Raw genomic sequence first — 25,936 nt, forward strand, 5'->3', positions numbered from 1 at the left:
ATAGATTTTATTTCAAAAAATGAATTTTATGATTTGTTATACGAAAAAAATCCTAATCTATCATCTGATAATATAGAGTTAATAATTTTTGGTATAGAAGTTTTCCAAAATGATAATCAAACTCATATCAATCTTGATACAATGATTGATTATGAAAATAGTCAAATACTTAGGTATGCTATAAAATTAGCTAGATATATAAATTCAGATATAGTTATGGGAGACTATATATATGTGGGACATTCTTTGTTGATAAAACCTACTGGTGAAGTATTTGGTGTTATAGAAGACCAAAGCATTGAACAAGATAGGATAACATTTTATCCTAATTCTATACATAAAGCAGACTTAAATAAATATTTTTTCCATTAACTTAGTTCAAGTATCGACACTTGAACTAAGTTAGTAAAAAATTTATTACTTCAAAATCTCACCACTAATCATTTCCAAAACCTCATCAATTTTATTTGTCAGTTCTTGATTATCAATACCATGACGATTTGCTAAAAATGAACCTTTAAAATAACTTACCTGTGTTTTTCCATTTTCATCTTCCCATAAAAGAATTTTCATAGGTAAATCCAAACCCATAGTAGAATTCAATGCCATTAACTGACTTCCTACTTGTGGCTTCCCAAAGATAAACAAACGAGTAGAACGAAGCTGCAAACCTGCATTTGTGGCTGCTTTATCGTGTTCTATTTTTGCAATCAGTTTAAACTCTTTTTCTTTGAGTAATTTCTCTAGTTTTTGACTTGCTTTATCTACTGATAAAGTGCTTTCTTTTGTCTGTAAATCAGCTAAATTACTTTCTAATTTCAATTTGTGTAATTGTGGTTCTTCTATATCTGAGATAGTAATTTTATCTAAAATTGCATTCATTTTTTCTTCTAATTTTGGAAGCGTAATTTCATAGCGATTCATCAGAATTGAAGCATTATTATAAATTACTTTTGTTGTTCCCTTATCATCATAAACGAGTATTTTCATTGGTAAATCTATTGCAACAGCTTGACTTTGTTGCATTAGCTGTGTTCCTGCTTTTGGGTTACCAAAAATAATCAAACGATTTTCAGAAAGTTCCATTTCTACACCTTTTGCAGCTTCCGAATGGTTTACTTCTGCAATAATTTTGAGGTTTTCATTTGCTTCAATTGCTGACTTGATAGAATTATAAACTTCATCTACACTTTTAGAGTATTTCTTTTGAACAAAAGGCATTTGCATAGTAGCCGTTTCTGATTCATCAACTTCAATGTTAATTGATGTGGTATCAATGTTTTCAAGAGAATCTAAAGCCGAAATTTCAGAATCTGTTTTTTTACTTTGGTTATCATTACAGGACGAAAAAAGTAAAATAGAAGAAGCGCAAATAGGAATAAAATAACTGAAAATAGGTTTCATGATTTTTATTTTTTTAGTTGGAAGGTTTTGAAAATACAACTGAATATAGAATAGAACTACATGCAACCGTCAACGAGGCTTTGCCGTCGTTGAGGTATTTGAAATTAACTGGTAACTACATTACTGATTACTGGTAACTGTTTAAAGAATTCCTCCTCCATCTACATGCAAGACAGAACCATTAACAAAACTAGCTTCTTCTGAGGCTAAATACAAATACGCATTTGCGACATCTTCAGGCTTTCCTGCACGACGAACAGGAATAGAAGCAATAATTTTTTCTTGAAATTCTTGTGGAATAGAAGCTGTCATTTCAGTTTGAATATAACCTGGTGCAATGGCATTGACTGTAATTCCATCTTTTCCTACTTCTCTAGCAAGGCTTTTTGTAAAACCAATTACGCCAGCTTTTGCAGCCGAATAATTTGTTTGTCCAAAATTCCCATAGACACCAGCAATAGAAGAAGCATTGATTATTCTTCCCTGTTTTTGGGCTTTCATGTGTGGAACGACTGCTTTTGCACAGTTATAAACACCTGTAAGATTGACATTAATAACATCATCCCAAAGATTGTCTGTCATTTTCAAAAATGAAGAATCTCTAAGTATCCCTGCATTATTTACCAAAATATCTATTCTACCAAAATCAGAAATTACTTGCTGAGTTGCTTTTTCTAATCCTTCTCTATCAATCGTATTGACTTTATAGAATTTTCCGTTTAAAGAATCAGCCGTTTTTTGTCCTTCCTCGTCCAAATCCCAAATTACGATTTTTGCACCTGCTTTGTGGAACGTTTCGGCAACAGCTTTTCCAATTCCTTTTGCGCCGCCTGTGATGAGAGCGACTTTATCTTTTAATGAAAACATGTTTTTTATTTAGTTTGTGTGTAGATTATTATGAGTTATTTTTTGAAACCAAAATCCGTAAAAATTTTGATGTATTGGTGTGTCATGATTATCTATTTATTAAAATCAATGTCATCAAATATAAAAAGGAAGTAGGAAAATAGTATTAAAATCAAAAGTAGGATAATTGCTAAAACAATAGCCCACTTTTTCCAATTAGATGAAGATAGAAAAAATAAACTAATTGCCATCAAAGCATTGATTAAAATTAATAAAAGTCCTCCTATAAATACTACTATAAAAAATGCCTCATTGTCTAAGGTATAAATACAGAGACCAATGAAGATAAGAATAAAGTTTGTTATCAAAACAGGTATCCAACCATTTGATTTTTTGGTTTCTACTTCTTTATCTTCTCTATCTAAAATTTCCACCATGAATAAATACAAAATTATACAGCCACTCCCTTCACTTTCTCAACAGCTTTATGATACACTTCTTCGTACAAAGGCAAAATATTTGAAAGTTCAAATTCTTTTGCTCTTTTGAGTGCATTTTCTTTAAAAGTAGGTAAATTAGCGTCATCTAAGATAACTAAAGCATTTTTTGCCATATCTTCTACATCGCCCACATTACTCATAAAACCACTCACACCTTGTACATTCAGCTCTACAAGTCCACCTGCATTACTTGAAATGACAGGTACTTCACATGCCATTGCTTCTAAAGCTGCTAAACCAAAACTTTCTGTTTCTGAAGGCATCACAAATAAATCAGCTACCGACAAAACTTCTTCGATGGCTTCAATTTCTCCCAAAAAACGAACATCATCCGAGAGTCCTAACTGTTTTACAAGTTCTTCCATTGGACTTCTTTCAGGACCTTCTCCAACAAGTAGTAATTTTGCTTCAATCTGTTTTCTGATTTTAGCAAAAACTTTTATAACATCATCAATACGTTTTACTTTTCTAAAATTAGAAGTATGAACCACTAACTTTTCTCCATTCGGACAAATAGCTGTTTTGAAATGGTCTTTTTTCTGTCTTTTAAAACGTTCTAAATCAATAAAATTGGGAATAACATCAATATCTTTTGTAACCTTAAATGTATCATACGTTTGCTGACGAAGACTATCCGAAACTGCTGTAACGCCATCCGATTCATTGATGCTAAATGTCACAACAGGCGCATAACTAGGGTCTTTTCCAACAAGGGTAATATCTGTTCCATGCAAAGTTGTAACAACTGGAATTTGGATTCCTTCTGTTTTCAAAATTTGCTTTGCCATATAGGCAGACGAGGCATGAGGAATGGCATAATGCACATGCAAAAGGTCAAGTTTTTCACACTTAACTACATTTACCATCTTACTGGCAAGTGCAAGCTCATAGGGAGGATATTTGAAAAGTGGATATGTTCTGATATCGACTTTATGATAAAAAATGTTGCCACTCAAAAGGGCAAGGCGTGAAGGTTGGTCGTAAGTGATAAAATGAACTTGATGCCCTGCTTCTGCAAGTGCTTTTCCTAGTTCTGTAGCTACTACACCACTTCCACCATAAGTAGGATAACAGACGATTCCTATTTTCATGAATTTTAATGAGTTTGTAAAAAGTAAGAATGAGTTTGATTAAAATTTGTATTATCTTTTCCCTAAATTATTAAATATCTAAATCTGTGCTTTTCCCACCAAATCATCAAAATAAATAGCTGAATGAGAAGCATTGTAAGTACATTTTCCATTTTCTACTAATAGAACTTGAGGTGATTCGTGATTGATATTCAATTCTTCTGCAATCATATTTGAAATATTTCTATACTGAATTAAATCTAAATAATAAGGCTGTACATTTCCCATTTTTTCTTGATTCCATTGACGTTCGAAGCGAGAAAGAGCCATGGAACTAATAGAGCAGCGTGTACTGTGTTTGAAAATAAGAACAGGAGTTGTACTTGAATCTTTAATGATTTCTTGCAGTTTTTCAGGAGTTTCTAATTTATTCCAGTTCATGATAGGTTCGTTGAATAGTTTGGAAATGAATTTTGTGACTAAATTCATTGTTTTTTGATTAAAAGTGTAGTTAAAATTTGTATTCAAAACGTGTCTTTGCTTATAAAGTTTAGAGTTTTTTTTTGAAAAATCGTAATTCTAGTCATTCTTTGTGTTTTTTTAATATTCTATAGCTCAGAAATTATTTTTTGACATAAAAAAAGGCAAACCAGAATTTTGGTTTGCCTTTTTGCAGTTATTTACGTGTAAGTTACTCTTCAATTTTTTTGAAATCATGAATAGAAGTCAGTCCATCTGCTGTAACTTTAAATATTATTTCATTGAGTAATTGATCTTTTTCATCTTGATAAAAGAAATATCCTTGTCTTCCTCGTACATCTGAATCGTTTATGGCAATTCCTGCTACTTGTATCGAATTTACAGTTTGCTCAGGAATTCTTAGCGCAACACCTTCATAAGAATTTATATCTACTAATTGTAGTTTGAGGGTAATAGAACTATCAGGTGGAGAAAGTTTGTAAGTAAAGATTATCTCGTCAGCAACACTACCTGCTGAAACAGTTGCAGTATCTTTAAATACTAAATCACTACCAAAATCAATCTCTCCTGCATATTTTCCGATTATCAAAGATTTGTAATCTGGTTTTGGTGTTTCTGTTTCACTGTCTCCACAAGCACTAAAAATAAATAATGAAGTAGTGATGAATAAAATAAATTGATACTTGATACTATATTTTGATTGAGTATTCATATAATGACGTTATTGATGATTTTTGAGTTTGATTTTTATAAGATGCAAAATTAAGCATTAAATACTTTTAAACAAGACCCTTTTTTTTAAGAAAATGCTGCATTGACTGAAATTTATTTTATTTTTTTCCATAACTCTTCCAAAAAATAGCAAAATAATTAGTAATTTGTTTTTACCAAAATTTACCAAATTATCATTAATCAATTTTTACTTATGGCTACTCATTCAGAAAAAAATAGAAGAGAGAAAGAAGAACTAGAAAAACGAATATTAGAACAGCTCAAAAAACAAGTTTTTGATAAAGATGAACAACTCAAAAGCCATCAAGACGATACATCTGTCAGAGAAGCTACCAAAGAAGCCTTAGCAGAAATGACTTCTCTAGAAAAAGAAGATGTAGAAAAAATCTATCAAAAAATAAAAAGAGATGAGCTAGAAAAAATTGCAAGAGAACAACTTTCAAAGAAAACAAAAAGAAATACATTTTATCTAATCGCTTTTGCGCTTGGATTAATTAGTATTTCGGTAGCCTATTATTTATTTCGTCCTAAGCCTGTTGAGCCTGTTTTGTTTTCGTATACAGAAGACTTTGAAACAGAATCAAGTATTTTTGTAAATGAAGAAAGTTATAATTATAAAAAAAATATCGAAAATGGAGAGTTTATTTATGAAAGCAATATTGATGAATGGTGTTATTGGAATAGCAGTCCAGTCATAAAATTTCCAGAAAACTACACTATTACAACCAAGAGTAATTGGAAAAGTGGGTCGTATGCAATGTATGGAATTAACCTAATCAATAATAATGAAAACTACATGATTTTTTCTCTTAGTAAAGAAGGAAAAGCAAATGTATCAGTGCGCTATTATGATAAATTCACAGATAATGATTGGAATTACAAAGTCTTTACAGATAAATCAAATGCTCATATACAACGTATTGAAATAAAGGCAGGCAATTACGAATATTATATTGATGATAAATTTATCCGAAAAGGAAAATTAGCACCTTTTCAATTTAATTATATTGGATTTAGGCTTTGCGACCACCAAACTATTGGTTTTGAAGAAATTAGTATCAAAAATGATGATACAGGAGAATATATTTTAAATGAATCATTTGAAAATCCGACGACGACTACTTTTTCAGATTGGGATGTGGATAGCAAATTTAGTTATACCTTTGAAAATAAAGAAGGCAAATTTATTATGAATCATAATGAAGAGGAGTTTTGTCATCGTACAGAAGCCTTTTTACCAACTGTTAGGCAAGATAAAAAATGGGAACTAAGTACAGATGTAACTTGGAAAGAGGGGCAGCCAAAAGATTTTGGTGTTTTATTTATTTCTGGAGATGGAGAAATAGGCGAGTTTATGATAACAAATGCAGGAAAAGCTGTTTTTAAACTCGTCGCACAAGATAATAAAGTAACTTATGCGACAAAGTATGTTCCAACAGGATTTGTCAGTAAAGGAAAAGAAACTTATCGTTTATCTATAAAATCATTAGGAAATAAACAGTTAGAATTTTTTGTCAATGATAAAAAAGTATTGAAGGAAGAAATGCTTTTTTCTAAAATTGAAAAAATAGGACTGATAACTTGTGGAACTCAAATAGTTGAGTTTGATAATGTAAAATATGAAGAAAAATAAATAGTTTTTAATCAGAAAAATCAAAATAGCTAAACCTCATACGATTGAAGTTTAGCTATTTTATTGTTTCAACTTTTTTGATGTTGTGCTGGAAGTAAAGAGCTTTCAGAAACCCAAATTTTGACATTCGAAATTTCATTTTGTATTAATTCTTGATTAAAAAACTCAATAATTTCAGTATCTGAGTAACGCAAACTAAAGTGAATCAATACAAAAATTATATTTGAATTAGCTTTAATAATTGATTTTAAATTTTGCCAATGGCTATGTCCTCTTTCTGCTGCATACTCAAAATGCTCATCTGTAAGAAAAGTGCATTCTGTAAAAATGACAGGATAGTTCAATAAAAAAGAATTTTCCTCAAAGACTTTTTCAGTTGTATCTCCCAAAAAAGCAAATTTGGGTTCATACATCCATTCTTCTACTTCTTCTGTTTTTTTCTTTTCTGCTAAAAACTTTCCAAACTTTCGCATTTCATTTTTTGCTAAATATTCCCACTTTATTATTTCATATTCAGCTTTTAAGCGACGGTTTTTTTCAGAAAAAGCATAACCAACACAATCAATACGATGAAAACATTCTGCGATTTCTACTTTATAATTGTCATGTTTTCCAAAGAAAATAGTATCATTTTTTTCTATTCCTTTAATAGAACAGTTTCCTCTCAGTTCTGGATTATAGGGCGCAGAATGATTTAGTTCTCGTCTTACCAAAATATATTTTTCTAAATAAGAAACTGATGATTTTGGTAAATAAATTTCAACGTTTCTTTTGCTAGACAAATATTCAATATCTGCAATATGATCGTTGTGTGTATGCGTAACAAAAACGTGTTTTGATTGGTTTCCTTCTGCTAAAGCTGCATCTAAACAAATATCAAGTTGAGGAATATAAAAAAAAGTTTTGTCACCACTTCTTGAGTAGCCTTTTATTTTCCAATGTGTATTTGGAATTTGCCATTCTAGCCATTGCCGAAAAGGATGCTTATTTTTTAGTTTCTCAATTGTAAAATTAGTAGTTGTAGTATCCATTGTTTCCATTATTTATCTTGGTAAGTATTGTTCAATCTAACAGAATTTTATTTATTTTTAGTTCAGAGAAAATTAATTTATCAAAAAATATTCTTAAACAACTTCTTATAAAAAATACTATTATGAAAAATTCAACTAAAGTGATAATCGGTGTTATTGTGCTTTTTATGCTTATTTTCGGAATTATGGTTTCGAAGTTAAATAAAAGCAACACAGAAAGTATTCTAAATCAAGAAGGAAATGGAACAATAAAATTGATTAGAGAAGCAAGAGAAGGACGAAAAGTGAGCTATCAGATAATAGAACTAGAAAATGGAGATACTTTCAAGATAAATAGTTCTTTGATAGAGAAGATACACATTGGAGATTCTGTCTACAAAAAGAAAGGCGAACTATTTTATACTGTTGTTGATGCCAAAACAAAAAACACACTTAAAATAAATCTTTAGAAAATAGCAATTATTTAAATAATAGTTTGAAATTGATTTTGAAGTAAGAATGATATTTGCTATTTTAGATAGAGAACCAAATAATTATCTAATGAAATTGTCAAATTCTTCGAATAACAAAACCAACTATCTATCTCCAGATTGGATTACGCAAGGTCTTATCGATTTTGAATATAAGAAATATATGCTTTTAGCATACTTGCAATACACAAAAAAACAATTTGATGAAGTAAAATTATATCCTACTTTTTCAGAACTGCTTTTTCATTATAATAATCTACTTCAAATAAAAGAAAACAAACAGCTCTTATCAGACAAATTTCCTAAAAAACTTTCCAAAGCAGATTTTGAGAAATTAAAATTAACTTATACTTCTATTTTGAAAGATGATGACATGATGCAAGAAATAGAAAGCGTAGTTGAGTTTGCTTTACCAAAAATCAATGCTAGTGTAAATGAAGGAAAACAGATTTATGATTGGATAAATCAGCATTTAGAGATTGTTCCTGTCGGAATTACGCCTATTTATTTTAGAGAAGGATATTTATTTTTAGGAGTAAATGAAAATCAGAATAAAGAAAAACTAAATAATATAGTTCAGATTTATAAATATAAAATTACACTTTTCGAAAAAACAGACACCAAGGAAATTTTGAGAGGATTGAACTTGCAACATATAGATACACTTCTAAAAAGTAAGTTTGAAACTTATGAAAACCTGAAAATAAATCTTATTAGAAACAATAGAAACTTACCAAATCCCGCTACCTTTTTGATGCAGAGTTCTGTTGTTTGCTCATTTGAAAATTCTATCTTTCCAATTGCAAAGCGTCGTTTGGTGGAGTATTTGGCTGTTTTGGAGAAAAGATAATATTTTAATTTTATTAAATAACTCAAGTTGTGAATTATGAGTATTTCAGACTTCCTAGTCTGAATAAGTAGCATTTTCTTAAAAAGCTATTTTTACCTTTACACAGACTGGGAAGTCTGTGATACGCAAATTGAGTTAAATAAAAAATGGTTCAAATGTTTGTGTTTGAACCATTTTTCTTTTCTTACTTAACCACTTCCACCGTAGTACGACGGTTTAGTTGATGTTCTTCTTCATTTTTAGCATTTGGTATTTTCAAACGATTTTCGCCATACCCTACTGCTTTTATTTTATTTTTAGAAATTCCTTTTGCAATAATATAGTTTACAGCAGAATTTGCACGACGTTGAGAAAGATTCTGATTATATCTATTAGACCCCCTTGAATCGGTATGAGAACCCATTGTAAGTTTAGCATCTGGATACATAGCCAAGTATTCTTTCAAGAAAACTACAAAGTTATCTAGTTTTTCTTTTGCTTCTGGCGTAAGTCTATCTTTATCCAATTCATACAAAATCTCAATCTCTGGTGGCAACATATCTTTTCCTTCCCCTCCACCTGTTACGAAAAAGTCTTTTGTCAAGACAAAAGCAGTATCAAAATAAACAAGTGTGTACATTTGAGTTAGTTTAGTCTCATCCAAACCACGACCAACAGTAGAAAAAGCGTTATCATTTTTTGGTAAATATCCTGCTGCATTTACATCTATATCATATACTTTTCCAATAACAAGGGAAGTATCAAATAAGAATTTTCCTTTGTCATCTGTTGAAACTTTTACGATATTATTATTTCCTAAGTTTAAATCCATTTCTACACCTGAAAGAAATTCACGAGTATTTTCTACTTTATCAATTCCTTCTACTGTTCCACGAAGCACATAACGTACTTCACGAATATCCAAAGAATCTAAATGAAAGCGATAAATGTCATCATTCGTTTCTGTTATTGTGCTGTCCATTCCATTTTTATTATCACGTTTTGAGGTAAAATAACCTCCTTTGTCTTCTTTTTCTGTAAAAGTAAGTCCAAAATCATCGCCTGCACTATTTATTGGCGCACCTACATTACGAACTTTCTTAATCATAGAAGTAGTATCTGTATCTGAAGGATTTTTCATTTCTTCTTGCACAAAAATATCCAAACCACCTAAACCACCTTGCCCATCAGAAGCAAAAAAGAAACGCCCTGTTTCATCAATATAAGGGAACATTTCATTTCCTTCTGTATTAATATCGTCTCCCAAACGCTGAACATTTGACCATGTTTTGTCTCTGTCGTTATAACTTGCTGTATAAATATCTAAGCCTCCTTTGCTAGAAGCACGATTAGAAGAAAAATAAAGTGTCTGTCCATCTTTAGAAATATGTGGTGTTCCGTCCCAGTAGCTACTATTTACATAGGTCAATGCTTTTGGTTCTGACCAAACTCCATTGCTCAAAGAAGATGTATAAAGACTTACTTCTTTGTCAGATTCTCCTCTTTTATCACCATTTCCACTACGAGCAAAAATAACAGTATTTCCATCAGGCGAAAAAGTGGCTGATGCATCATGAGTTCCTGCTTTATTAAAAACATCTCCTCCCCAAATTTTTACTGTTCCCACACAAGCATTGGTTGTGTCAGAAATATCGTTTTCAGTTTCGAAACTGTACAAATCATAAAAACCTTGTCCTGTTCCTTCATAAGTAGCTTCTTTTCTTCTATCTGATGAAAAAACAAGTTTGTTCATCCATTTTGTAGGTGCAAAATCAGAGCTTTCTGTGTTTATTCCATCACAAGGAACAACTGTTACATATTTATTACCTTCTATAATCTGATTGATATTTTCTAGGTTTTCAATCTCTGTTTGAGCTAAAGTTTTGAGCTTTTGGTTGATGCCTAACTTTACATAATCTTCAAACTGTACTTTTGCAGCATCATACATTTTATTGACTTTAAATGCTTCGGCTGTGTAATAGCGAAGTGTATCACGGTCGCCTGCTGTTAGTTTGTCTGTTCCTGCTTCTTTGGTTTTGTTATAATAAGGAAGAGCCATTTGCAAACGGTTCGAACGGCGATAGGCTTCTGCAATCTTATAATTTACCTCGGCAGCTTTGGCTGGATTTTTAGATAAATAAGACTGATAAAGCGTAATTGCTTTATTGTATGCTGCTCTATCAAATTCGGATTCTGCTTTTTGATACACAGATGAGCAACCTGTAAAAAATGCAAAAAGTAAACCCAAAGCTAGAAATAGCTTGATAGAATTACCTTTTTGAGATTGGTTTTTGAGATTCATAGTAGAATAATTACGAATTACGAATTAAAAATTACGAATGTAATACGTTGAAATGGTATTAATTTAATTTTATATTCTTTATTTAATTTTTGTTTATTGTTATTATGATAGCTTGGAAGCTATCAGCTATAGATTTCCTTCAAAAACTGCTGTTGCAGCTCCTATCAGAAAAATATTTGTAAAATGATGTTCGGAATTTATAGTAGAATAATCAAAACGCACTTTCAGATTTCCTCCTAAAGTTTTGATATTGACTAAATTGGTATTCAAGTTTTTTTCATATAAAGAGTAGGCAATGGCACAAGCTGTTACACCTGTTCCACAAGAGAGCGTTTCGTCTTCTACGCCACGTTCATAAGTTCTTACAAAAATGCTATTTTTTTCTGAATTATTTGCATTCCTTGCAACAAAATTAACATTTGTACCTTCTTTTTTGAATCTTTCATTATACCGAACCTTTTTTCCTTCTTCTACAACAGCGTAATTTTCTAAGCCATTTTGTATTTTTTCGTTATCTATTTTTGGTAAAAAACTCACATAATGAGGCGAACCTGTATTTAAAAAGTAGGTATTTTCAGCAGAGTCAGCATTTATTTCTATTTGTGAAACATCGCTCATTTGGAGTTCTACTTGTGTAACAATTTCGTGTTCTTGATTTTCTACACTTGCTATTTTTGCAAAATGAAGTCCATCAAAAGCCATAAAAGTAGTTTCTTTTTCTTCAAAAACCCCCAAACGGTACGCAAAAGCAACAGCACAACGTCCACCATTTCCACACATAGAGCTTGTGTTTCCATCAGAATTGAAATAAACCATTATGAAATCGCCTTCAACGGATTTATCTTTTGGGTTTTCTATTAGGATAAGTCCGTCAGCACCAATTCCAAAACGACGATGACAGAGCTTTTCGATAAAATGATTGTCTTTTTTTTGCTCTTCAGAAAAAGAATTATCACGATTATCAATCATAATAAAATCGTTTCCTGTTCCTTGATATTTATAAAATTTCATTTTTTTTATATTTATGTCGTTGGTGGGGACACCAACAACGGCAGGTAGTGCATTCAGTTCCTCAGAACTGAATGTTTCGCTTCCTCAGAAGCGTGATTTATTTGTTTGAATCACGCTTCTGAGGAAGCGTTTCGTTCAACTCTAGGGAGTTGAACATACAAAAAACATTAAACTGGTCAGAACTTCAGTACAGACTTTTACTTAATCGAATTTAACCAATGCAAACTTCTGTCAAATCTACTAAATATTTCTGTGCTACTTTCTGGACATCTTCTATTGTTACCTTTCTTAGTTTGGTAACATAGTCATTATAATAATTTTCATCCAAATTATACAAATGAATGTCTTGCATTTTGTCCATCACTGCAAAAGCTGTTGAGAGCGAACCTAGAAAATTTCCACTCATATAATTTTTAACATTTTCTAGTTCTTCTTCTGTAACAGGTTCATTTTTCAATTTTTCAATTTCCTTATAGATTTCAGAAACTGCATCTTGATAAATTTCTTTTTTTACATCGGTTCCGATAACGAAATACGAACCATTTTTCATAGCTGCATTTCTTGATGAAATTCCATACGTATAACCTTTATCTTCTCTAATATTTTGCATCAATCTTGAGCCAAAATAACCTCCCAAAATCATATTCATAACTTTGAAAGCAGCATAATCTGGATGTTTTTGATTAAAAAGAAGTCTTCCTATTCGAATAGAAGTTTGTACACTTCCTTCTATTTCTTTATAGATTTTTGTAACCGAATTGGCTGGATTTTGTAATAATTCTTTCTCTTTTTTATGAGTATCAACGTTGAAACTTTCAATAAAATCAGTTATCAATTTTTCCGAATCTGTATCAATATCTCCTACTAAATAGGCTTCAAAAGGATTTGATTTTATATTGTTTTCATAAAAATCAATTATATCTTGTCTTTGAATAGCTCTGATACTTTCCTCACTTGAAGAAGCTGAATAGGGATGGTTTTCTTTAAAAAGAACCTCTTTAATTTTGACTGTTGCTAAGTAGGCTGTTCTTTCCTCTTGAATTTTGAGATTTTGAATCGAACGGTTTTTCAAGTTGTCTAATTCTGACTGAGGAAAATTAGGTTCTTGTAAAATTTCTTTTAATAAAGGTAAAAGCTGCTCTAAATGCTTTTCTAGTGTATAAAAAGAAACAATCGTAAAATCATTTCCTGAATCTATATTAATAGAAGCTCCATAAAATGAAATTTTGTCAGCAATTTGTTTTCCTGTATGGTGGTGTGTTCCTTCTAAAAGCATTTTTGCCATAAAAGAAGCAATGCCCACTTTATTTTCCTCACATCTTCCTGCCTCAAAAGCAATCTGAAAACCCAAAACAGGTTGGTTTTTGGTAATTAATTGATGAAATGAAACACCATTTTTTAATTTTTGAGTATTAATTTTTGGAAGTTTGTGAGCTTTAATAAGCTGAAAATCAGGAGCTATTTTACGGTCAAGCATAGATAGAGTTTAGTAAAATGATGTTGTTGGTGTCTCACCAACAACAGCGTGTAATTTCGTTCAAGAAAATTGTCTGAGACTTCTAAAAGAATCTAACAAACCATATTTATATTTTTAATCTTTGTATTTGAATAAGCGAAAATAGCCATTTTTTATTCAATCTTCTATAAGAATCTCAAAATCATTTTTTTGTTTGTCTTATATTGGTATATTTTTGGAATATATAGTAAATGAAAATCTGTTTTAAGAAAAAATAATGCTTTTGACAGAATTTTGACTGCAATAAGACTTCTAATCAAGCGTTTTGATTGTGACTGAGAGTTTTCAACTCCCATTTCTTTAAAAGCAGAATATTTTTATAAAAAAATGAAAAATAAAATAATGACGAATAAAACAATCTATTTTTTAGCCTTTTTGATTCTATACAATCTTCCTTTTTGTGTTTTTGGTCAGCTTTCAGCTTCTACTCAAACGGCTGAAAACGAACGCTTGAAATCTGCTAATCAGAGTGGACGAAGAGTAGCTCGCACATATTACGATATGGATAATACTATCTTAAAAGCAGAATATTATTTTATTGGAAGCGACAGCACAAATGTAGATGGAGAATACAAACTTTTTCATGTTACAGGAGAGTTAAAGTCTCTTGCAAATTTTAAAGCAGGCGAAATACAAGGAAGAGCTATCGAATATTATCCAAATGGAAAAGAAAAATTAGTTGGTTCATATAAAGAAGGAAAAAAAGAGGGTGTCTTTAAAGAATATTATTTTGAAGGTGGTTTGATGGCAGAATATGAATGTAAAGATGATAAGAGAAATGGAAATGCAAAGGTCTTTAATGAAAAACAAATTATTGTACAAGAAGCAAACTATAAAAATGACCACTTAAATGGAATTGTAAAAACATTTTACCCTGATGGTAAACTGAAAGCAGAAACGCCTTTTGAATTGGATAAAATAAATGGTTTTGTAGAGGAGTTTTATCCTGATGGACAAGTTAAAAGAACAATTACTTTCAAAGACAACAAACCCAACGGAGAAGAAAAAACATTTTATCAAAACGGAGTTTTACGTACAATTACAACCTATTTGGATGGAGAAATGAGTGGCGATTTTAAAAGCTATTACGACAATGGAATTTTGGAATTAGAAACCATAAATATTCATGGTAAAAAGAATGGCTATTTTAGAAGATATACAAGAGATAGCATTTTGGTACAGGATGCAATTTATAAAAATGGTCAGTTAAATGGTGATAACATTCTTTATTATGACAACGGAAAACTAAAACAAGAAGTAAAATATCGCTCTGGACAACAGCTTTCTTCCAAAATTTACAGAGAAAATGGAAATCTTGCAAAAGAAATTGATTTTGGAAAAACATTAAAGGATAGAAAAGAAACTCATTATTATGCCAATGGAAATAAAGAAAAACAACTTGAGTTTAATGATGATAAAAAGGCTGGAGAATGGAAATATTTTTATCCAAATGGTGATAAAAAAGTAGAAGAAAATTATAATAATGATAAACTACATGGCAAACGTGAAACTTACTTTTCAAATGGCAAAACACATCTCAAAGAAGAGTATGCTTTTGGACACAAAAACGGAATTACAAAAGAATATAACTCAAAAGGAGATTTAGTTTCTGAAACTGAATACAAATTAAGTAAAAAATGGGGTGTTGCTACTTATTACCACTCAAATGGAAAGGTTTCAGCAGAAGGGAATTTTTATAAAGACATTAAAAATGGAAAATGGTATTACTACGATGAAGACGAAAGATTGAATAGAAGAGAAATTCATAGAAAAGGAAAAGTTTCTTCTGCAAAGACTTATAAAAAAGGAAAACCTCGTAAAAAATCGCCTTTCAAAAGATAAAACAGTCTTCAAATTATGAAGTAAAAAAAGCATTTTGAAATCAATCAAAATGCTTTTTTGTTTTTATAGGAATTAGTATAAAAATTATTCTTTTTCAAAGTCTAACGAAATTGAATTAATACAATAACGCATTCCTGTTGGTTTAGGACCATCGTTAAAAACATGTCCGAGGTGTGAACCACAGTTGTTACAAACTACTTCTGTACGAACCATTCCATGAGAACGGTCTGCAATTTCTTTTACATTTCCTTGAATAGTAGTATAAAAACTTGGCCAGCCACTTCCTGATTCAAATTTGGTTTTCGAATCAAATAGTTTTTCGTGACAAGCTGCACAGGTATAAACTCCTTTTTCGTGATGGTCATAAAACTCTCCTGTAAATGCTCGTTCTGTTCCTTTTTGACGCAAAACTCGGTATTCATTGTCTGTTAGTTCTTCTTTCCATTCGTTTTCGCTTTTCTTTACTTTGTAATCTGACATAGAGGTATCTTTTTGGTTTAATTTATTTATGTTTAAATTTTCAAGATTTTCATTATTCTCTACTTTTTTATTAGCAGTATTGTTTTGGGAACTATCTGAAATACCCAAAAATGCGACTAATCCTAAGCCACAAACAACAGCTAATATTGGCAATATTATAGTTTTTGTATTCATAACCAGTAAACGAAATAGCTTAACACTTTGTTTATTAAGGAATTATAAAAAAATGACTGAATAAATAGAAATCTTGAATACTTTTTATGCAAAAACAGAGTTTTGGGCATCATGGAATAAAATTATTTAATCAACTTATTCCATTAAAATTTTTGTTTTATGACTAACTTAATCTTCAAGAAAATTGTATTGATTTTACTAGTATTCTCAAGTTTTATTTTATTTAGTTCTTGTCGTCCTGCTAAAAAATATGCTGCAATAACTCAAGACAAAGGAAATTATTCCAATTCTTCGGCTAGTTTAGAGAAAATTAATCTTGATAAAATTCAGAAAAATCCTAAAACACCAAAGGAAAAAAGAAAAATACTTTACTCAGCAAATTTGAATCTCATTTCTGCTCTTCCTGATAGCATAAATCCACAATTAGAACGCATTACGGAAAAATATGATGGTTATGTAGGGCGTTTGAGTACAACCGAAACAACTATCCGAATAAAGAGTGAATATTTTGAAACTGTTGTGAAAGAAATTGAAAAATTAGGAAAAGTTACACGTAAAAATATTTATGGTAATGATGTAACAGAACAGTACTGGGATGCTCAAATTCGTTTGGATAATGCTTTAGAAACTAGAAAACGCTATTTAGAACTCTTAAAAATGGCTCAAAATGTAGAAGAAGCTATTTTAGTAGAACGAGAACTGGCAAGAATTACCCAAGACATAGACCTTTTGAAAGGACAAATTAATAAATTAGATAATTTGGAAGAGTTTGCTACCATTACTATTTCTATTAAAGAAAAGAAAAAACTAGGTCTTTTGGGATATGTAGGCGTGGGTTTGTATAAAGGTGTAAAATGGTTTTTTGTTAGAAATTAAATGATGAAAACTAAATTAAAAGCCTTATTTAGTACAGCGTAACATAAGTTTTTTTGTGTTTTACTATCGTCGGTGGGGACGACAATGGCAGAATTATAAATTGAACAGGGTTTTAACCCTGTTTTACTAAATCATAAATAAGGTTTTATACATCACAATTTTATCTGCAAACCATCATGTGCCAATTCAATATTTGGAGGTAATTCTCCAGAAACTTCTTTATGAAGTCCCATTTTATGGCTAATGTGTGTCAAATATGCTTTTTCAGGATTTATTTTTTGGATAACTTCTACAGCTTCATCTAGGGTATAATGAGAAATGTGCTTTTCTTTTTGTAATGCTCCCAAGACTAAAATCTTTGTTCCTTTTACCTTCTCTAATTCTTTATCTGAAATAAAATTTACATCAGTGATGTAGGTAAAATCTTTAATTCTGAATCCAAAAACAGGCAGTTTGTAATGCAAAACTTCAATAGGAGTTATTTTTATTCCTTCTACTTCAAAAGGTTTATTTTCAATGATATGAGTTTCTACTTGTGGAATACCTGGATATTTGAAGTCTGCAAAAATATAAGCAAACTCTCTTTTTAACTGTTCTAAAACAGCTTCTCTTGCATAAATCGGCATATCTTTTTGTTGAGAAAAATTAAACGAACGCACCTCATCCATTCCTGCTGTGTGGTCTTTGTGTTGATGGGTATAAAGAACAGCATCTAGTTTTGTAATTCGCTCACGAAGACATTGCTGCCTAAAATCTGCCCCTGTATCCACAATAAAACTTTTTTCTTCGCCTTCATTATTCTCTACCTCAATATGAATAGAGACACGCAAACGCTTATCTCTATAATCTAAAGATTTACAAACCTTGCAATCACACGCAATAACAGGAACACCTTGCGATGTTCCTGTTCCTAAAAATGTTACTTTCATTTTATTTTATATTTTTTCTAATTAAATTTTTTATAGAAATCTTAGAAGATGACTTCTACTCTTTAGGCTGTCCTATTGTTCTATCAAAGAGTTGATAAATGCGTTTGTATTCGTCTGCCCAACTCGTTGGATATACAAAACCATGTCCTTCAATCGGATAAACAGCAAGTTCCCAATTTTCTTTTTTGAGTTCAATAAGTCGTTGTGCTAAACGGACTACATCTTGAAACTGAACATTTGTATCTATCATTCCATGACAAATCAATAAATCGCCTTCTAAGCCATCAGCAAAATAAATAGGCGAAGAACGAACATACGCCAAACTATCTTCTAAAGGAGTATTCAAAATATTTGCTGTATATCCATGATTATAGTGCGCCCAATCTGTAACCGAACGAAGTGCAGCACCCGAACGGAAAACTTTTGGTTCTTTAAACATTGCCATCATCGTCATAAAACCACCATACGAACCACCATAGATTCCAATTCTGTCTTTATCGATACCATGATTTTTGACTAAATAATCTGCGCCAGCTACATAATCTACCAGTTCTTTATCTCCCATGTGGCGATAAATTGCTGTTCTCCAATCTCTTCCATAGCCTTGACTTCCTCTGTAATCAATATCAATAACAGTGTAACCTTGTTCTCTCAAAAGATTATGAAACATATATTCTCTATAATACGAACTCCAACCATAATGAACGTTTTGCAAATAACCTGCGCCATGAACAAACATTACGGCAGCTTTATTTTTCACGTTTGATTCTGGTTCATAAATTCGTGCAGGAACTTCTGCGCCATCTAGTGTTTTGAAAGTGATAATTTTGGGTTCGTACCAAGACTGTTTTTTAAACTCCTCAGTTACAGAATTTGTAATTTGACGTTGCGTTGAATTAGTTTTATTCTCAAAAACGACTAATTCCCAAGGCTTATTTGAATAGGAATAACGAGCAATCCAATAATTTTCATCAGGTGATAAAACCAATTCTTCATACACTCCTTTTTGAGAAGTAATTTTTTCTAAATTATTCTTTTTACCTAGTTTGTATAGATGATATTCGTGGAAATTTTCTTTGTTTGCACGAATATAAAATGTTTTATTATCTCCTTTGCTTTTTTGTGAGAGCCAAACATCAGTTACTTCAAAGTTTCCATTTGTGAGCTGATTTTGTTCTTTTGTTTTGAAATTATAGGTATAAAGATGTGAAAAGCCTGTTTTTTCAGATTGAAAATAAACTGTTTCATCATCTTGCCAGCCTAGTGTTCCTGTTGCAGCATGCCAGTTACTAATTCCTTCTCCACCTATCCACGCATCATCATGTTGATGGTCAATGAGTTTTAATTTTTCGTTTTCACTTGTCAAATCCATTCCTACAACCCAACGGTCTTTTGAATCATCTGCACGAACTACAAAAACTCCTTTTTTTCCATTTGGCGACCATTTTGTTTCCAAAATCCATACTTTTCTTGCTGTATTTCTTTTTATATCTCTTCCATATTCTGTATAATAAGCAGGATTTTCCATTATTTTTGGCAACATAGATAAATCAATTTTATCATTTGCTATTGCATATCTATCATATACATGAAGTGAAAAATCAGCATCTTCATTTCCTACTTTTGAGCGAGCAGAAAGATTTTCAGTATAACCGAGTTCATTTATATAATTTGGAACTTCAGTAGCTTTTGAAGAATATTCTCCCAAGACGTAAATCACAAAACGTCCGTCATTACTAATCTGAACCGAAGAAACATATTTTCCATTGAGTGGAATGGCAGTCAAGCGATACGGTTTGGGTTGTGTTTTTTTGATAGAATCTTCTAAATTATTTATTCTTACAATTTCTAATAAATCTTTTTGCTGTTGATTGAGCCATTTATCGGCTTCTGAAAGCGATTTCTCAGCTTTTTTATCTGAATCTACAAAAGAAGTAAGTTGTTGTGTTTGTCCAATTTGCTGTCCTTGTAGCCAAAAATAGAACAAATCATTTCCTTTTTGATAAACAATAGCACTATCATTTCTTGTAAAAGTTGGATTGGTTTCATTTTCTAATGTGTTGGTAAGTCTTTTTGAGCTTCCATTCTGAACGTCTTGCAAATACAAATCGCCATCAACAGAAACTATTTTTGAAGTTCTGATTTTATTATAATTTCCAAAGTCATTATTTTGTCCAAAAACATAACTTTGAGGATTTAGATTAAAGTCATTTTCAGCAATTTTTAATGGTGTTCCAATTGGATTTCCATTCGAAATGCTTTGTTTGTACCACGTTGGCAAAGGTTCTAAAGATGATTTTTTAGAAAAATAAATTTCTTTTCCATCGTACGACCAACGACCATTTTGAGGCAAAACACCAACAAAGTTATCACCTTGCATAATTTGGTCGATTCTGTCTAAGGCTTGTTCTTGGCTTTTGACTTCTTGAGAAAAAGAAAGTGTAGTTATTGAAAATAATAAAATTGAGAATAGAAGTTTTAGTTTCATTTGATGCTGTATAATTTTGTATTTGATTCTGTTTGAAATGGGAAATTAGTGAAAATTTTATTTGTTCTAAGAAATAGATGTTGTAAATTGAAGACTTTATACAAAAAAAGAAATTAAATGGCAGATAGAGATTTAGATATAACAAAATTTTCTTACTTTTCTTATAGAAAATTAAAAAAAACTCTTGGAGAGTTTGATGCAGTAGTTGAATGCAATGAACTTGCTATTAGAGAATTTATTGAACAAGCTAGAAAAGAAGATTCAAAAGATTATATCAAACAGCTTTCTCTAAAACATTCTGTTGTAGTAGATAGAGTGGATTTAGATAAATTTAGCTCAAGAATAAGACAATATTATGTTACATCTGTTTTTCAACAATCAGAACAATTTTTACAAGATTTTAAAAAGGAGTGGAAACAATATTTTCCAAATCAACAATGGCAAACAGCTAATACAGGAGAAACCAAACTAGATAATGTTTTAATGAATCTCTCTTATATTGATATTTCTATCGAATTAATAGAAATATATGACTATTACAGACTCGTAAGAAATTACATGGCACATACAGACAGAGATTTACAAGAAGTAGTAAGTAAACACAGTAAAGTAAAAAATAATAATAATAAATTTTTAGAAGGTTTAAGTTTATTTCAAGAACCTAACAGTTTAGACAAAATTAATTACTCAGACTTTTTAATTCTTACAGGAATAGTAAAACATATTGCTTATTTAATTTCAACAGAATCTAAGCCTAATAACGAAGAAATAGCACTAATTTTGTTTCAAAAAATGAAAAATGAGGATAAAGGAAGGGCTTACAAGGGAATAAAAAAACTAAAGAATAATAGTGATAGGTTTGAGAAGGCTATCAAAAATTATATTAAAACAAATTTTGGAAGATTTAGTAGTAAAGATTTAGAACTTATATGTGAACAGTTAAAAAGTCTACTAGCATAAAGGTAGTGCGTCCCCTCCACGAATTTTTCTACTTATCAAAATTAGTGAAGGTGAAGTTGTTGGTTCGATTCCAACAGTAGATACTAAAATTCAAAGTTGCAGCGCAACACAATATTTGTAGAACATAAAACAGGTAGTTTATTAAAGTTGCAGAGCAACGTAATATTAATATTCTGTGTTCAAAATAATACAATTATATTACGTTGCTCTGCAACTTTTTAAATACAAAATCGATAACTTTTCTACAAATATTGCGTTGCTCTGCAACTATTTTTTCAAAATGTAAATGCTAAAAGTAATATGGCAAACGTATATTCTCAACTATACATTCAAATTGTATTTGCTGTGAAAGGTAGAAATAGTTTGATAAAAGAGAGTTTTAGAGATGAGTTACAAAAATATATGACAGGGGTTGTAAGAGAAAAAGGACATAAATTATTAGCTATTTATTGTATGCCTGACCACACTCATTTATTAATTGGATTGAAACCAGATTTATCAATTTCAGAATTAGTCCAACAAGTAAAAACGAGTTCGAACAAATTTATAAAAGAAAAGAAGTTTCTAAAAACAAAATTTGAATGGCAAAAAGGGTATGGTGCATTTTCTTACTCTAAATCTGCATTAGATACTGTTGTAAAATATGTATTAAATCAACCAAAACATCATAAAAAAAGAACTTTTAAGGAAGAGTATTTATTGCTGTTGAAAAAATTTGAAATTGAATACAATGAAAAATATCTGTTTGAATGGATAGAAGATGTTGATCAAAACAACCCCAGTTCTCATGCAACCTATTGAATTATACACTTGTCTTTAGATAAAATCATAAATTATTTAAAACTCTCGTAAAACAAAACTATGTATAAATCAATTCTTCTGTTAGTTATTTTTGCTTTTTTTCAAACTGCTTGTAAAAATACAGATTCAAAAAATAACGATACCACTATTCTAAAAAAAGAAGATATTTATCATTCTCAGATAGATTCATTAATGAAAGTATCTTATGAGCGTGGTATTTTTAATGGTAATATTTTGGTAGTTAAAAACAATGAAATTCTTTATCAGAATGAATTTGGATATATAGATGCTTCTAAAACAACCAAACTCAACCAAAACTCTGTATTTAATATTGGTTCTATTGCAAAGGAATTTAATGCTGTTGCTATAATGATGTTAAAGGAACAAGGAAAGCTAAGTTTGGATGATAAAGTCTCAAAATTTGACTTAGGCTTACCAAAATGGGCAGAAACGGTTACTATTCGTCATTTGCTACAATATACAAGTGGTCTACCAAGAATAAATTGGAAGACTATCAAAAATGACCAAGATATTCTTAATGATTTGAAAAACCTTGAAAAATTGAATTTTGAAGCAGGAACAGATTATTTTTATAACAATAATAATGTCTTTCTTCAAAGAAGAATTGTTGAAAAAGTATCAGGGATGAGTTTTAATGACTTTGTAAAGAAAAATATACTTGTTCCAACTGAGATGAATAATTCTATTATCGACCCTAACTCTCAAAATCCTCAATTTGTGAATGCTTTTAGTAATGAGCAGGTAGATGATGCACCTATGGACATTGAATTTACAGGCTGGGTTTGCCCTACAATAAATGACATGCAAAAATGGATAGTTAATTTACACTCAGAAAAATTAATTAGTAAAGAATCTCTAATTACATTGTCAGAAGCATATTCAGAAAATAGTCAGTCAGCTTTAGGAAATGCAATGGTTGAGAATAATGATGTAGTAATTCATAGACATCATGGCTCATCTTCCAACTATGAAGCATTTACTCATTACAACAAAAAAGAGAGTTTAATTGTCATTTTGATGACAAATAATAAGAATTCTAGATTACAAGAAATTACTCAAGCAGTCGAAAATATTTCAAAAGGAGAAAATTTTGAAATTCCTAAAAAATCAATTTATTTGGCTATACGTCAGAAAAGTTATGAAAATGTAGAAGAAGGAATTAAATTATACAATGATTTAAAAAAGAAAGATTTTGAAACCTATAATTTCTCTGATGAAAGTGAGCTGAATCAACTAGGCTATAAATTAATTGAGAAAGAACAAATAGAAGATGCTATAAAAATATTTCAACTACTTATTTCTGAATTTCCAAACTCATCGAATCCGTATGATAGTATGGGAGAAGCCTATTATCTCAATGGAAATACTGATTTGGCTCTTCTCAACTACAAAAAATCATTAGAATTAAATCCTAAGAATTCGAATGCAGAAAAAATGATTGAGAAGATTGAAGAGAAGTAGAAAAAAAATAAAACTTGATTTTTCATTAACTTGGATAACTTTAAAGTTTCCTCAGTTGTCGCTCTGTTAGAAATGAGCGACAACTAGGGAAGCGAATTATCATTTTATTTTACACTTACAATTTGCCCACACTTAATTTCATAGTTATTAACTTTATAAATTAGTTTTTCTTTTTGTAATTCAAATCCAGCTCTTACTGTACCCTTTACTCCTTTATTGGAAATTACAACCATATAAAAAAGATGTGAGGCATTTGGGGAAATATTTGTAACTAATTTGGTTGGTTTATCAATATTTTTGTCTAAAAAAGATTTTAAATCCAAACCATAGTTTGACAAGGATTCTTTTTCAAATGTCATTTCTTCCATTGGTAAATACAAATTGAATTTCACATCTGGTGAAGATGGAACAATGAATGAATCAGCTGAAAAGTTCATTTTGACTTCTAGGTTACTATCTGTATTATTGGTTATACAAGTCCAAAATATTACGAAAGTATATTTTTTCCCATTTGAAGCTGTATATTTTTGTCCACCTTTTGGATAACTATTCTGAATCGTAATACCTTTATTAATAGAATCATTATAATTAAATTCGGTATGAAATGTTTGCCCCATTATCTTAAAGGGCAATAAAAGGATTATAAAGGCGATTAGTATTTTCATTAGTCTATTTTTTTTAAGATAAAAGAGTGGCTCTAAAAAACTAAACCACCGAAACTCTAACCTTTTTCTTCTTCAATTTCACATTATTTACTTTTGGTAAAAGACTATTTAATGTAGATTTTTTCACAGAAACAAAAGCACAATCATTTTTGAGTTCAATGATTCCTAATTGGTCTTTTTCAATGTTTCCTTGTTTGAAAAATAATCCTGCTATGTCACCTTTCGAAATTTTATCTTTTCTTCCTCCAGAAATATATAAAGTAAGCCATTCAGAAGGATTTGGAAGTTGCTGTTCTGTTAGGCTTTGATTCGGCAAATTCAATTCTTCAATAAAATCAGGTACATCTTCATACTCGTAATGCAAAACATACGCTGTTCCTTTGCTGTTCATACGAGCCGTTCTTCCGTTTCGGTGCGTAAATTCTTCGTTTCTTTGAGGTAAATGATAATGAATAATAAAATTGAGTTCTGGAACATCGATTCCTCGTGCTGCCAAATCGGTGGCTAATAAAATTCTGTGTGTTCCGTTTCTAAATTTTATCAACGCTCGTTCTCTGTCCACTTGCTCCATTCCACCAAAGAAAGCACCGTGAGAGATATTATTTTCTGTCAAAAAATTACTTATTCTTTCAATAGAATCTTTATAATTACAAAAAATAATGCCGTTTTCATTTCCAATATGTGCCAAAAGCTCTAAAAGTGTTTCTAATTTATCTTTTGAGGGAGAAGTAACTAATTTAATTTTTAAGTCGCTACTCTTTCTATTTCCTCCTTTTCCATCTCTGAGGTAATCAATTGTAAGAGGATTTTTTAGTCCTACAAAACTTGGAATTTCTACGCCTTGAGTGGCAGAAGTGAGTATTTTTTTCTCAATTTTTGGCAAAATATTCAAAATTTCTTTCATTTCGCCTTCAAATCCAATTTCTAATGATTTATCAAACTCATCTAAAACTAATGTTTTGATAAATTTTGTTTCAAAGGCTTCTCTTCTCAAATGGTCGGCTACTCTCCCCATTGTTCCTATCAAAACGGCTGGGCGATGTTTTATTTCTAGTCTATCTTTCGACCCTGCACGTCCTCCATAAACAGCATTTACTTTAAAGCCTGTTCCCATTTCACGCATTACTTGTTCTATCTGAATGGCAAGTTCTCTTGATGGAACAACAATAAGAGCCTGTATTTCTTCTATTCTTTCATCTAATCCATTAATAATAGGCAATAAAAAAGCAATTGTTTTTCCTGTTCCTGTTGGAGAAAGTAAAATAATTTCGTCAGAAGAATGAATAGCAAGTTTTGCTTCTTCTTGCATTTCATTGAGTTTCTCTATTCCTAATTTTGATAAAATAGCTTTTTGATTTTTGATAGAATTTGACATAAAATTAGATAAAGATGAATACTATTTTTGAGATTTGTAT

The 25,936-nt window shown here is 30.6% G+C and carries 24 protein-coding genes; 9 read left to right on the forward strand and 15 right to left on the reverse strand.

Annotated elements, in window-relative coordinates:
* Positions 1 to 33 precede the first annotated feature (33 nt).
* A complete protein-coding gene (locus V9L04_RS15345; protein WP_338790733.1) occupies positions 34 to 372 on the forward strand; it encodes a hypothetical protein in 339 nt (112 codons plus the stop codon).
* 45 nt (positions 373 to 417) lie between these two features.
* Here the strand turns inward: V9L04_RS15345 and V9L04_RS15350 are convergent, their stop codons facing one another.
* The 6 genes from V9L04_RS15350 to V9L04_RS15375 form a co-directional block, all read right to left on the reverse strand.
* On the reverse strand, positions 418 to 1,404 hold the full coding sequence (locus V9L04_RS15350; protein ID WP_338790734.1) for a DUF302 domain-containing protein: 987 nt from the start codon (positions 1,402 to 1,404) through the stop codon (positions 418 to 420).
* A 141-nt stretch (positions 1,405 to 1,545) separates the two neighbouring features.
* A complete protein-coding gene (locus V9L04_RS15355) occupies positions 1,546 to 2,271 on the reverse strand; it encodes a beta-ketoacyl-ACP reductase (RefSeq protein ID WP_338790735.1) in 726 nt (241 codons plus the stop codon).
* A gap of 92 nt (positions 2,272 to 2,363) precedes the next feature.
* Positions 2,364 to 2,687 carry a hypothetical protein gene (locus tag V9L04_RS15360; protein WP_338790737.1) on the reverse strand — a complete coding sequence of 108 codons (324 nt, stop codon included), beginning with the start codon at positions 2,685 to 2,687 and terminating at the stop codon, positions 2,364 to 2,366.
* A 14-nt stretch (positions 2,688 to 2,701) separates the two neighbouring features.
* Positions 2,702 to 3,841, reverse strand: coding sequence for an N-acetyl-alpha-D-glucosaminyl L-malate synthase BshA (gene bshA, locus V9L04_RS15365; RefSeq protein WP_338790739.1), 1,140 nt, complete (start codon positions 3,839 to 3,841; stop codon positions 2,702 to 2,704).
* Between the two features lie 78 nt (positions 3,842 to 3,919).
* A complete protein-coding gene (gene ytxJ, locus V9L04_RS15370; protein ID WP_338790740.1) occupies positions 3,920 to 4,309 on the reverse strand; it encodes a bacillithiol system redox-active protein YtxJ in 390 nt (129 codons plus the stop codon).
* 202 nt (positions 4,310 to 4,511) lie between these two features.
* Complete coding sequence (locus tag V9L04_RS15375) at positions 4,512 to 5,012, reverse strand: hypothetical protein (protein WP_338790741.1); 501 nt, start codon at positions 5,010 to 5,012, stop codon at positions 4,512 to 4,514.
* A 213-nt stretch (positions 5,013 to 5,225) separates the two neighbouring features.
* Between V9L04_RS15375 and V9L04_RS15380 the strand changes: the two genes are divergently transcribed.
* Positions 5,226 to 6,665: a hypothetical protein gene (locus tag V9L04_RS15380; protein WP_338790742.1), complete on the forward strand. Its 1,440-nt coding sequence runs from the start codon at positions 5,226 to 5,228 to the stop codon at positions 6,663 to 6,665.
* 68 nt (positions 6,666 to 6,733) lie between these two features.
* Here the strand turns inward: V9L04_RS15380 and V9L04_RS15385 are convergent, their stop codons facing one another.
* Complete coding sequence (locus tag V9L04_RS15385) at positions 6,734 to 7,696, reverse strand: MBL fold metallo-hydrolase (RefSeq protein ID WP_338790743.1); 963 nt, start codon at positions 7,694 to 7,696, stop codon at positions 6,734 to 6,736.
* A gap of 122 nt (positions 7,697 to 7,818) precedes the next feature.
* On the opposite strand from V9L04_RS15385, the gene V9L04_RS15390 reads away from it, so the two are divergent.
* Positions 7,819 to 8,145 (forward strand): hypothetical protein, encoded by a 327-nt coding sequence (locus tag V9L04_RS15390; RefSeq protein WP_338790744.1) that lies wholly within the window; start codon positions 7,819 to 7,821, stop codon positions 8,143 to 8,145.
* A 91-nt stretch (positions 8,146 to 8,236) separates the two neighbouring features.
* The gene (locus V9L04_RS15395) at positions 8,237 to 9,016 is read left to right on the forward strand and encodes a hypothetical protein (RefSeq protein ID WP_338790745.1); all 780 of its coding nucleotides are present in this window, start codon (positions 8,237 to 8,239) and stop codon (positions 9,014 to 9,016) included.
* A gap of 184 nt (positions 9,017 to 9,200) precedes the next feature.
* Here the strand turns inward: V9L04_RS15395 and V9L04_RS15400 are convergent, their stop codons facing one another.
* The 3 genes from V9L04_RS15400 to V9L04_RS15410 form a co-directional block, all read right to left on the reverse strand.
* On the reverse strand, positions 9,201 to 11,297 hold the full coding sequence (locus tag V9L04_RS15400; RefSeq protein WP_338790746.1) for an OmpA family protein: 2,097 nt from the start codon (positions 11,295 to 11,297) through the stop codon (positions 9,201 to 9,203).
* 126 nt (positions 11,298 to 11,423) lie between these two features.
* Positions 11,424 to 12,308: a diaminopimelate epimerase gene (gene dapF, locus V9L04_RS15405; RefSeq protein WP_338790747.1), complete on the reverse strand. Its 885-nt coding sequence runs from the start codon at positions 12,306 to 12,308 to the stop codon at positions 11,424 to 11,426.
* A gap of 211 nt (positions 12,309 to 12,519) precedes the next feature.
* Positions 12,520 to 13,785, reverse strand: coding sequence for a pitrilysin family protein (locus V9L04_RS15410; RefSeq protein ID WP_338790748.1), 1,266 nt, complete (start codon positions 13,783 to 13,785; stop codon positions 12,520 to 12,522).
* Between the two features lie 366 nt (positions 13,786 to 14,151).
* Between V9L04_RS15410 and V9L04_RS15415 the strand changes: the two genes are divergently transcribed.
* Positions 14,152 to 15,666 (forward strand): toxin-antitoxin system YwqK family antitoxin, encoded by a 1,515-nt coding sequence (locus V9L04_RS15415; RefSeq protein WP_338790749.1) that lies wholly within the window; start codon positions 14,152 to 14,154, stop codon positions 15,664 to 15,666.
* 84 nt (positions 15,667 to 15,750) lie between these two features.
* On the opposite strand, the gene msrB is transcribed toward V9L04_RS15415, so the two are convergent.
* Complete coding sequence (gene msrB / locus V9L04_RS15420; RefSeq protein ID WP_338790750.1) at positions 15,751 to 16,320, reverse strand: peptide-methionine (R)-S-oxide reductase MsrB; 570 nt, start codon at positions 16,318 to 16,320, stop codon at positions 15,751 to 15,753.
* 159 nt (positions 16,321 to 16,479) lie between these two features.
* Here msrB and V9L04_RS15425 point away from each other — a divergent pair, with 159 nt between their 5' ends.
* Positions 16,480 to 17,196, forward strand: coding sequence for a DUF4349 domain-containing protein (locus tag V9L04_RS15425; RefSeq protein WP_338790751.1), 717 nt, complete (start codon positions 16,480 to 16,482; stop codon positions 17,194 to 17,196).
* A gap of 152 nt (positions 17,197 to 17,348) precedes the next feature.
* Here the strand turns inward: V9L04_RS15425 and V9L04_RS15430 are convergent, their stop codons facing one another.
* Entirely contained in the window at positions 17,349 to 18,125 is a 777-nt protein-coding gene (locus V9L04_RS15430) for an MBL fold metallo-hydrolase (protein ID WP_338790752.1), read from the reverse strand.
* A 55-nt stretch (positions 18,126 to 18,180) separates the two neighbouring features.
* Positions 18,181 to 20,613, reverse strand: a complete 2,433-nt coding sequence (locus tag V9L04_RS15435; RefSeq protein WP_338790753.1) for a prolyl oligopeptidase family serine peptidase — start codon at positions 20,611 to 20,613, stop codon at positions 18,181 to 18,183.
* Between the two features lie 117 nt (positions 20,614 to 20,730).
* Between V9L04_RS15435 and V9L04_RS15440 the strand changes: the two genes are divergently transcribed.
* The 3 genes from V9L04_RS15440 (at position 20,731) to V9L04_RS15450 (ending at position 23,856) form a co-directional block, all read left to right on the forward strand.
* The gene (locus V9L04_RS15440) at positions 20,731 to 21,573 is read left to right on the forward strand and encodes a hypothetical protein (protein WP_338790754.1); all 843 of its coding nucleotides are present in this window, start codon (positions 20,731 to 20,733) and stop codon (positions 21,571 to 21,573) included.
* A gap of 300 nt (positions 21,574 to 21,873) precedes the next feature.
* Complete coding sequence (gene tnpA / locus V9L04_RS15445) at positions 21,874 to 22,374, forward strand: IS200/IS605 family transposase (RefSeq protein ID WP_338790755.1); 501 nt, start codon at positions 21,874 to 21,876, stop codon at positions 22,372 to 22,374.
* A 60-nt stretch (positions 22,375 to 22,434) separates the two neighbouring features.
* Entirely contained in the window at positions 22,435 to 23,856 is a 1,422-nt protein-coding gene (locus V9L04_RS15450; RefSeq protein WP_338790756.1) for a serine hydrolase, read from the forward strand.
* A gap of 104 nt (positions 23,857 to 23,960) precedes the next feature.
* Here V9L04_RS15450 and V9L04_RS15455 read toward each other — a convergent pair whose 3' ends face one another.
* Entirely contained in the window at positions 23,961 to 24,521 is a 561-nt protein-coding gene (locus V9L04_RS15455) for a hypothetical protein (protein ID WP_338790757.1), read from the reverse strand.
* A gap of 40 nt (positions 24,522 to 24,561) precedes the next feature.
* Entirely contained in the window at positions 24,562 to 25,896 is a 1,335-nt protein-coding gene (locus V9L04_RS15460) for a DEAD/DEAH box helicase (protein WP_338790758.1), read from the reverse strand.
* Positions 25,897 to 25,936 lie beyond the last annotated feature (40 nt).

Source organism: Bernardetia sp. MNP-M8 (assembly GCF_037126285.1).
GTDB lineage: Bacteria > Bacteroidota > Bacteroidia > Cytophagales > Bernardetiaceae > Bernardetia.

Coding starts and splice junctions, on each gene's coding strand:
- V9L04_RS15380 (WP_338790742.1), top strand. CDS start 5,226: ATGGCTACTCATTCAGAAAAAAATAGAAGAGAGAAAGAAGAACTAGAA.
- V9L04_RS15460 (WP_338790758.1), bottom strand. CDS start 25,896: ATGTCAAATTCTATCAAAAATCAAAAAGCTATTTTATCAAAATTAGGA.
- dapF (WP_338790747.1), bottom strand. CDS start 12,308: ATGAAATTTTATAAATATCAAGGAACAGGAAACGATTTTATTATGATT.
- tnpA (WP_338790755.1), top strand. CDS start 21,874: ATGGCAAACGTATATTCTCAACTATACATTCAAATTGTATTTGCTGTG.
- V9L04_RS15430 (WP_338790752.1), bottom strand. CDS start 18,125: ATGAAAGTAACATTTTTAGGAACAGGAACATCGCAAGGTGTTCCTGTT.
- V9L04_RS15350 (WP_338790734.1), bottom strand. CDS start 1,404: ATGAAACCTATTTTCAGTTATTTTATTCCTATTTGCGCTTCTTCTATT.
- msrB (WP_338790750.1), bottom strand. CDS start 16,320: ATGAATACAAAAACTATAATATTGCCAATATTAGCTGTTGTTTGTGGC.
- V9L04_RS15415 (WP_338790749.1), top strand. CDS start 14,152: ATGAAAAATAAAATAATGACGAATAAAACAATCTATTTTTTAGCCTTT.
- V9L04_RS15360 (WP_338790737.1), bottom strand. CDS start 2,687: ATGGTGGAAATTTTAGATAGAGAAGATAAAGAAGTAGAAACCAAAAAA.
- V9L04_RS15375 (WP_338790741.1), bottom strand. CDS start 5,012: ATGAATACTCAATCAAAATATAGTATCAAGTATCAATTTATTTTATTC.
- V9L04_RS15395 (WP_338790745.1), top strand. CDS start 8,237: ATGAAATTGTCAAATTCTTCGAATAACAAAACCAACTATCTATCTCCA.
- V9L04_RS15390 (WP_338790744.1), top strand. CDS start 7,819: ATGAAAAATTCAACTAAAGTGATAATCGGTGTTATTGTGCTTTTTATG.
- V9L04_RS15425 (WP_338790751.1), top strand. CDS start 16,480: ATGACTAACTTAATCTTCAAGAAAATTGTATTGATTTTACTAGTATTC.
- V9L04_RS15450 (WP_338790756.1), top strand. CDS start 22,435: ATGTATAAATCAATTCTTCTGTTAGTTATTTTTGCTTTTTTTCAAACT.
- V9L04_RS15435 (WP_338790753.1), bottom strand. CDS start 20,613: ATGAAACTAAAACTTCTATTCTCAATTTTATTATTTTCAATAACTACA.
- V9L04_RS15400 (WP_338790746.1), bottom strand. CDS start 11,297: ATGAATCTCAAAAACCAATCTCAAAAAGGTAATTCTATCAAGCTATTT.
- V9L04_RS15410 (WP_338790748.1), bottom strand. CDS start 13,785: ATGCTTGACCGTAAAATAGCTCCTGATTTTCAGCTTATTAAAGCTCAC.
- V9L04_RS15440 (WP_338790754.1), top strand. CDS start 20,731: ATGGCAGATAGAGATTTAGATATAACAAAATTTTCTTACTTTTCTTAT.
- V9L04_RS15385 (WP_338790743.1), bottom strand. CDS start 7,696: ATGGATACTACAACTACTAATTTTACAATTGAGAAACTAAAAAATAAG.
- V9L04_RS15355 (WP_338790735.1), bottom strand. CDS start 2,271: ATGTTTTCATTAAAAGATAAAGTCGCTCTCATCACAGGCGGCGCAAAA.
- ytxJ (WP_338790740.1), bottom strand. CDS start 4,309: ATGAATTTAGTCACAAAATTCATTTCCAAACTATTCAACGAACCTATC.
- bshA (WP_338790739.1), bottom strand. CDS start 3,841: ATGAAAATAGGAATCGTCTGTTATCCTACTTATGGTGGAAGTGGTGTA.
- V9L04_RS15455 (WP_338790757.1), bottom strand. CDS start 24,521: ATGAAAATACTAATCGCCTTTATAATCCTTTTATTGCCCTTTAAGATA.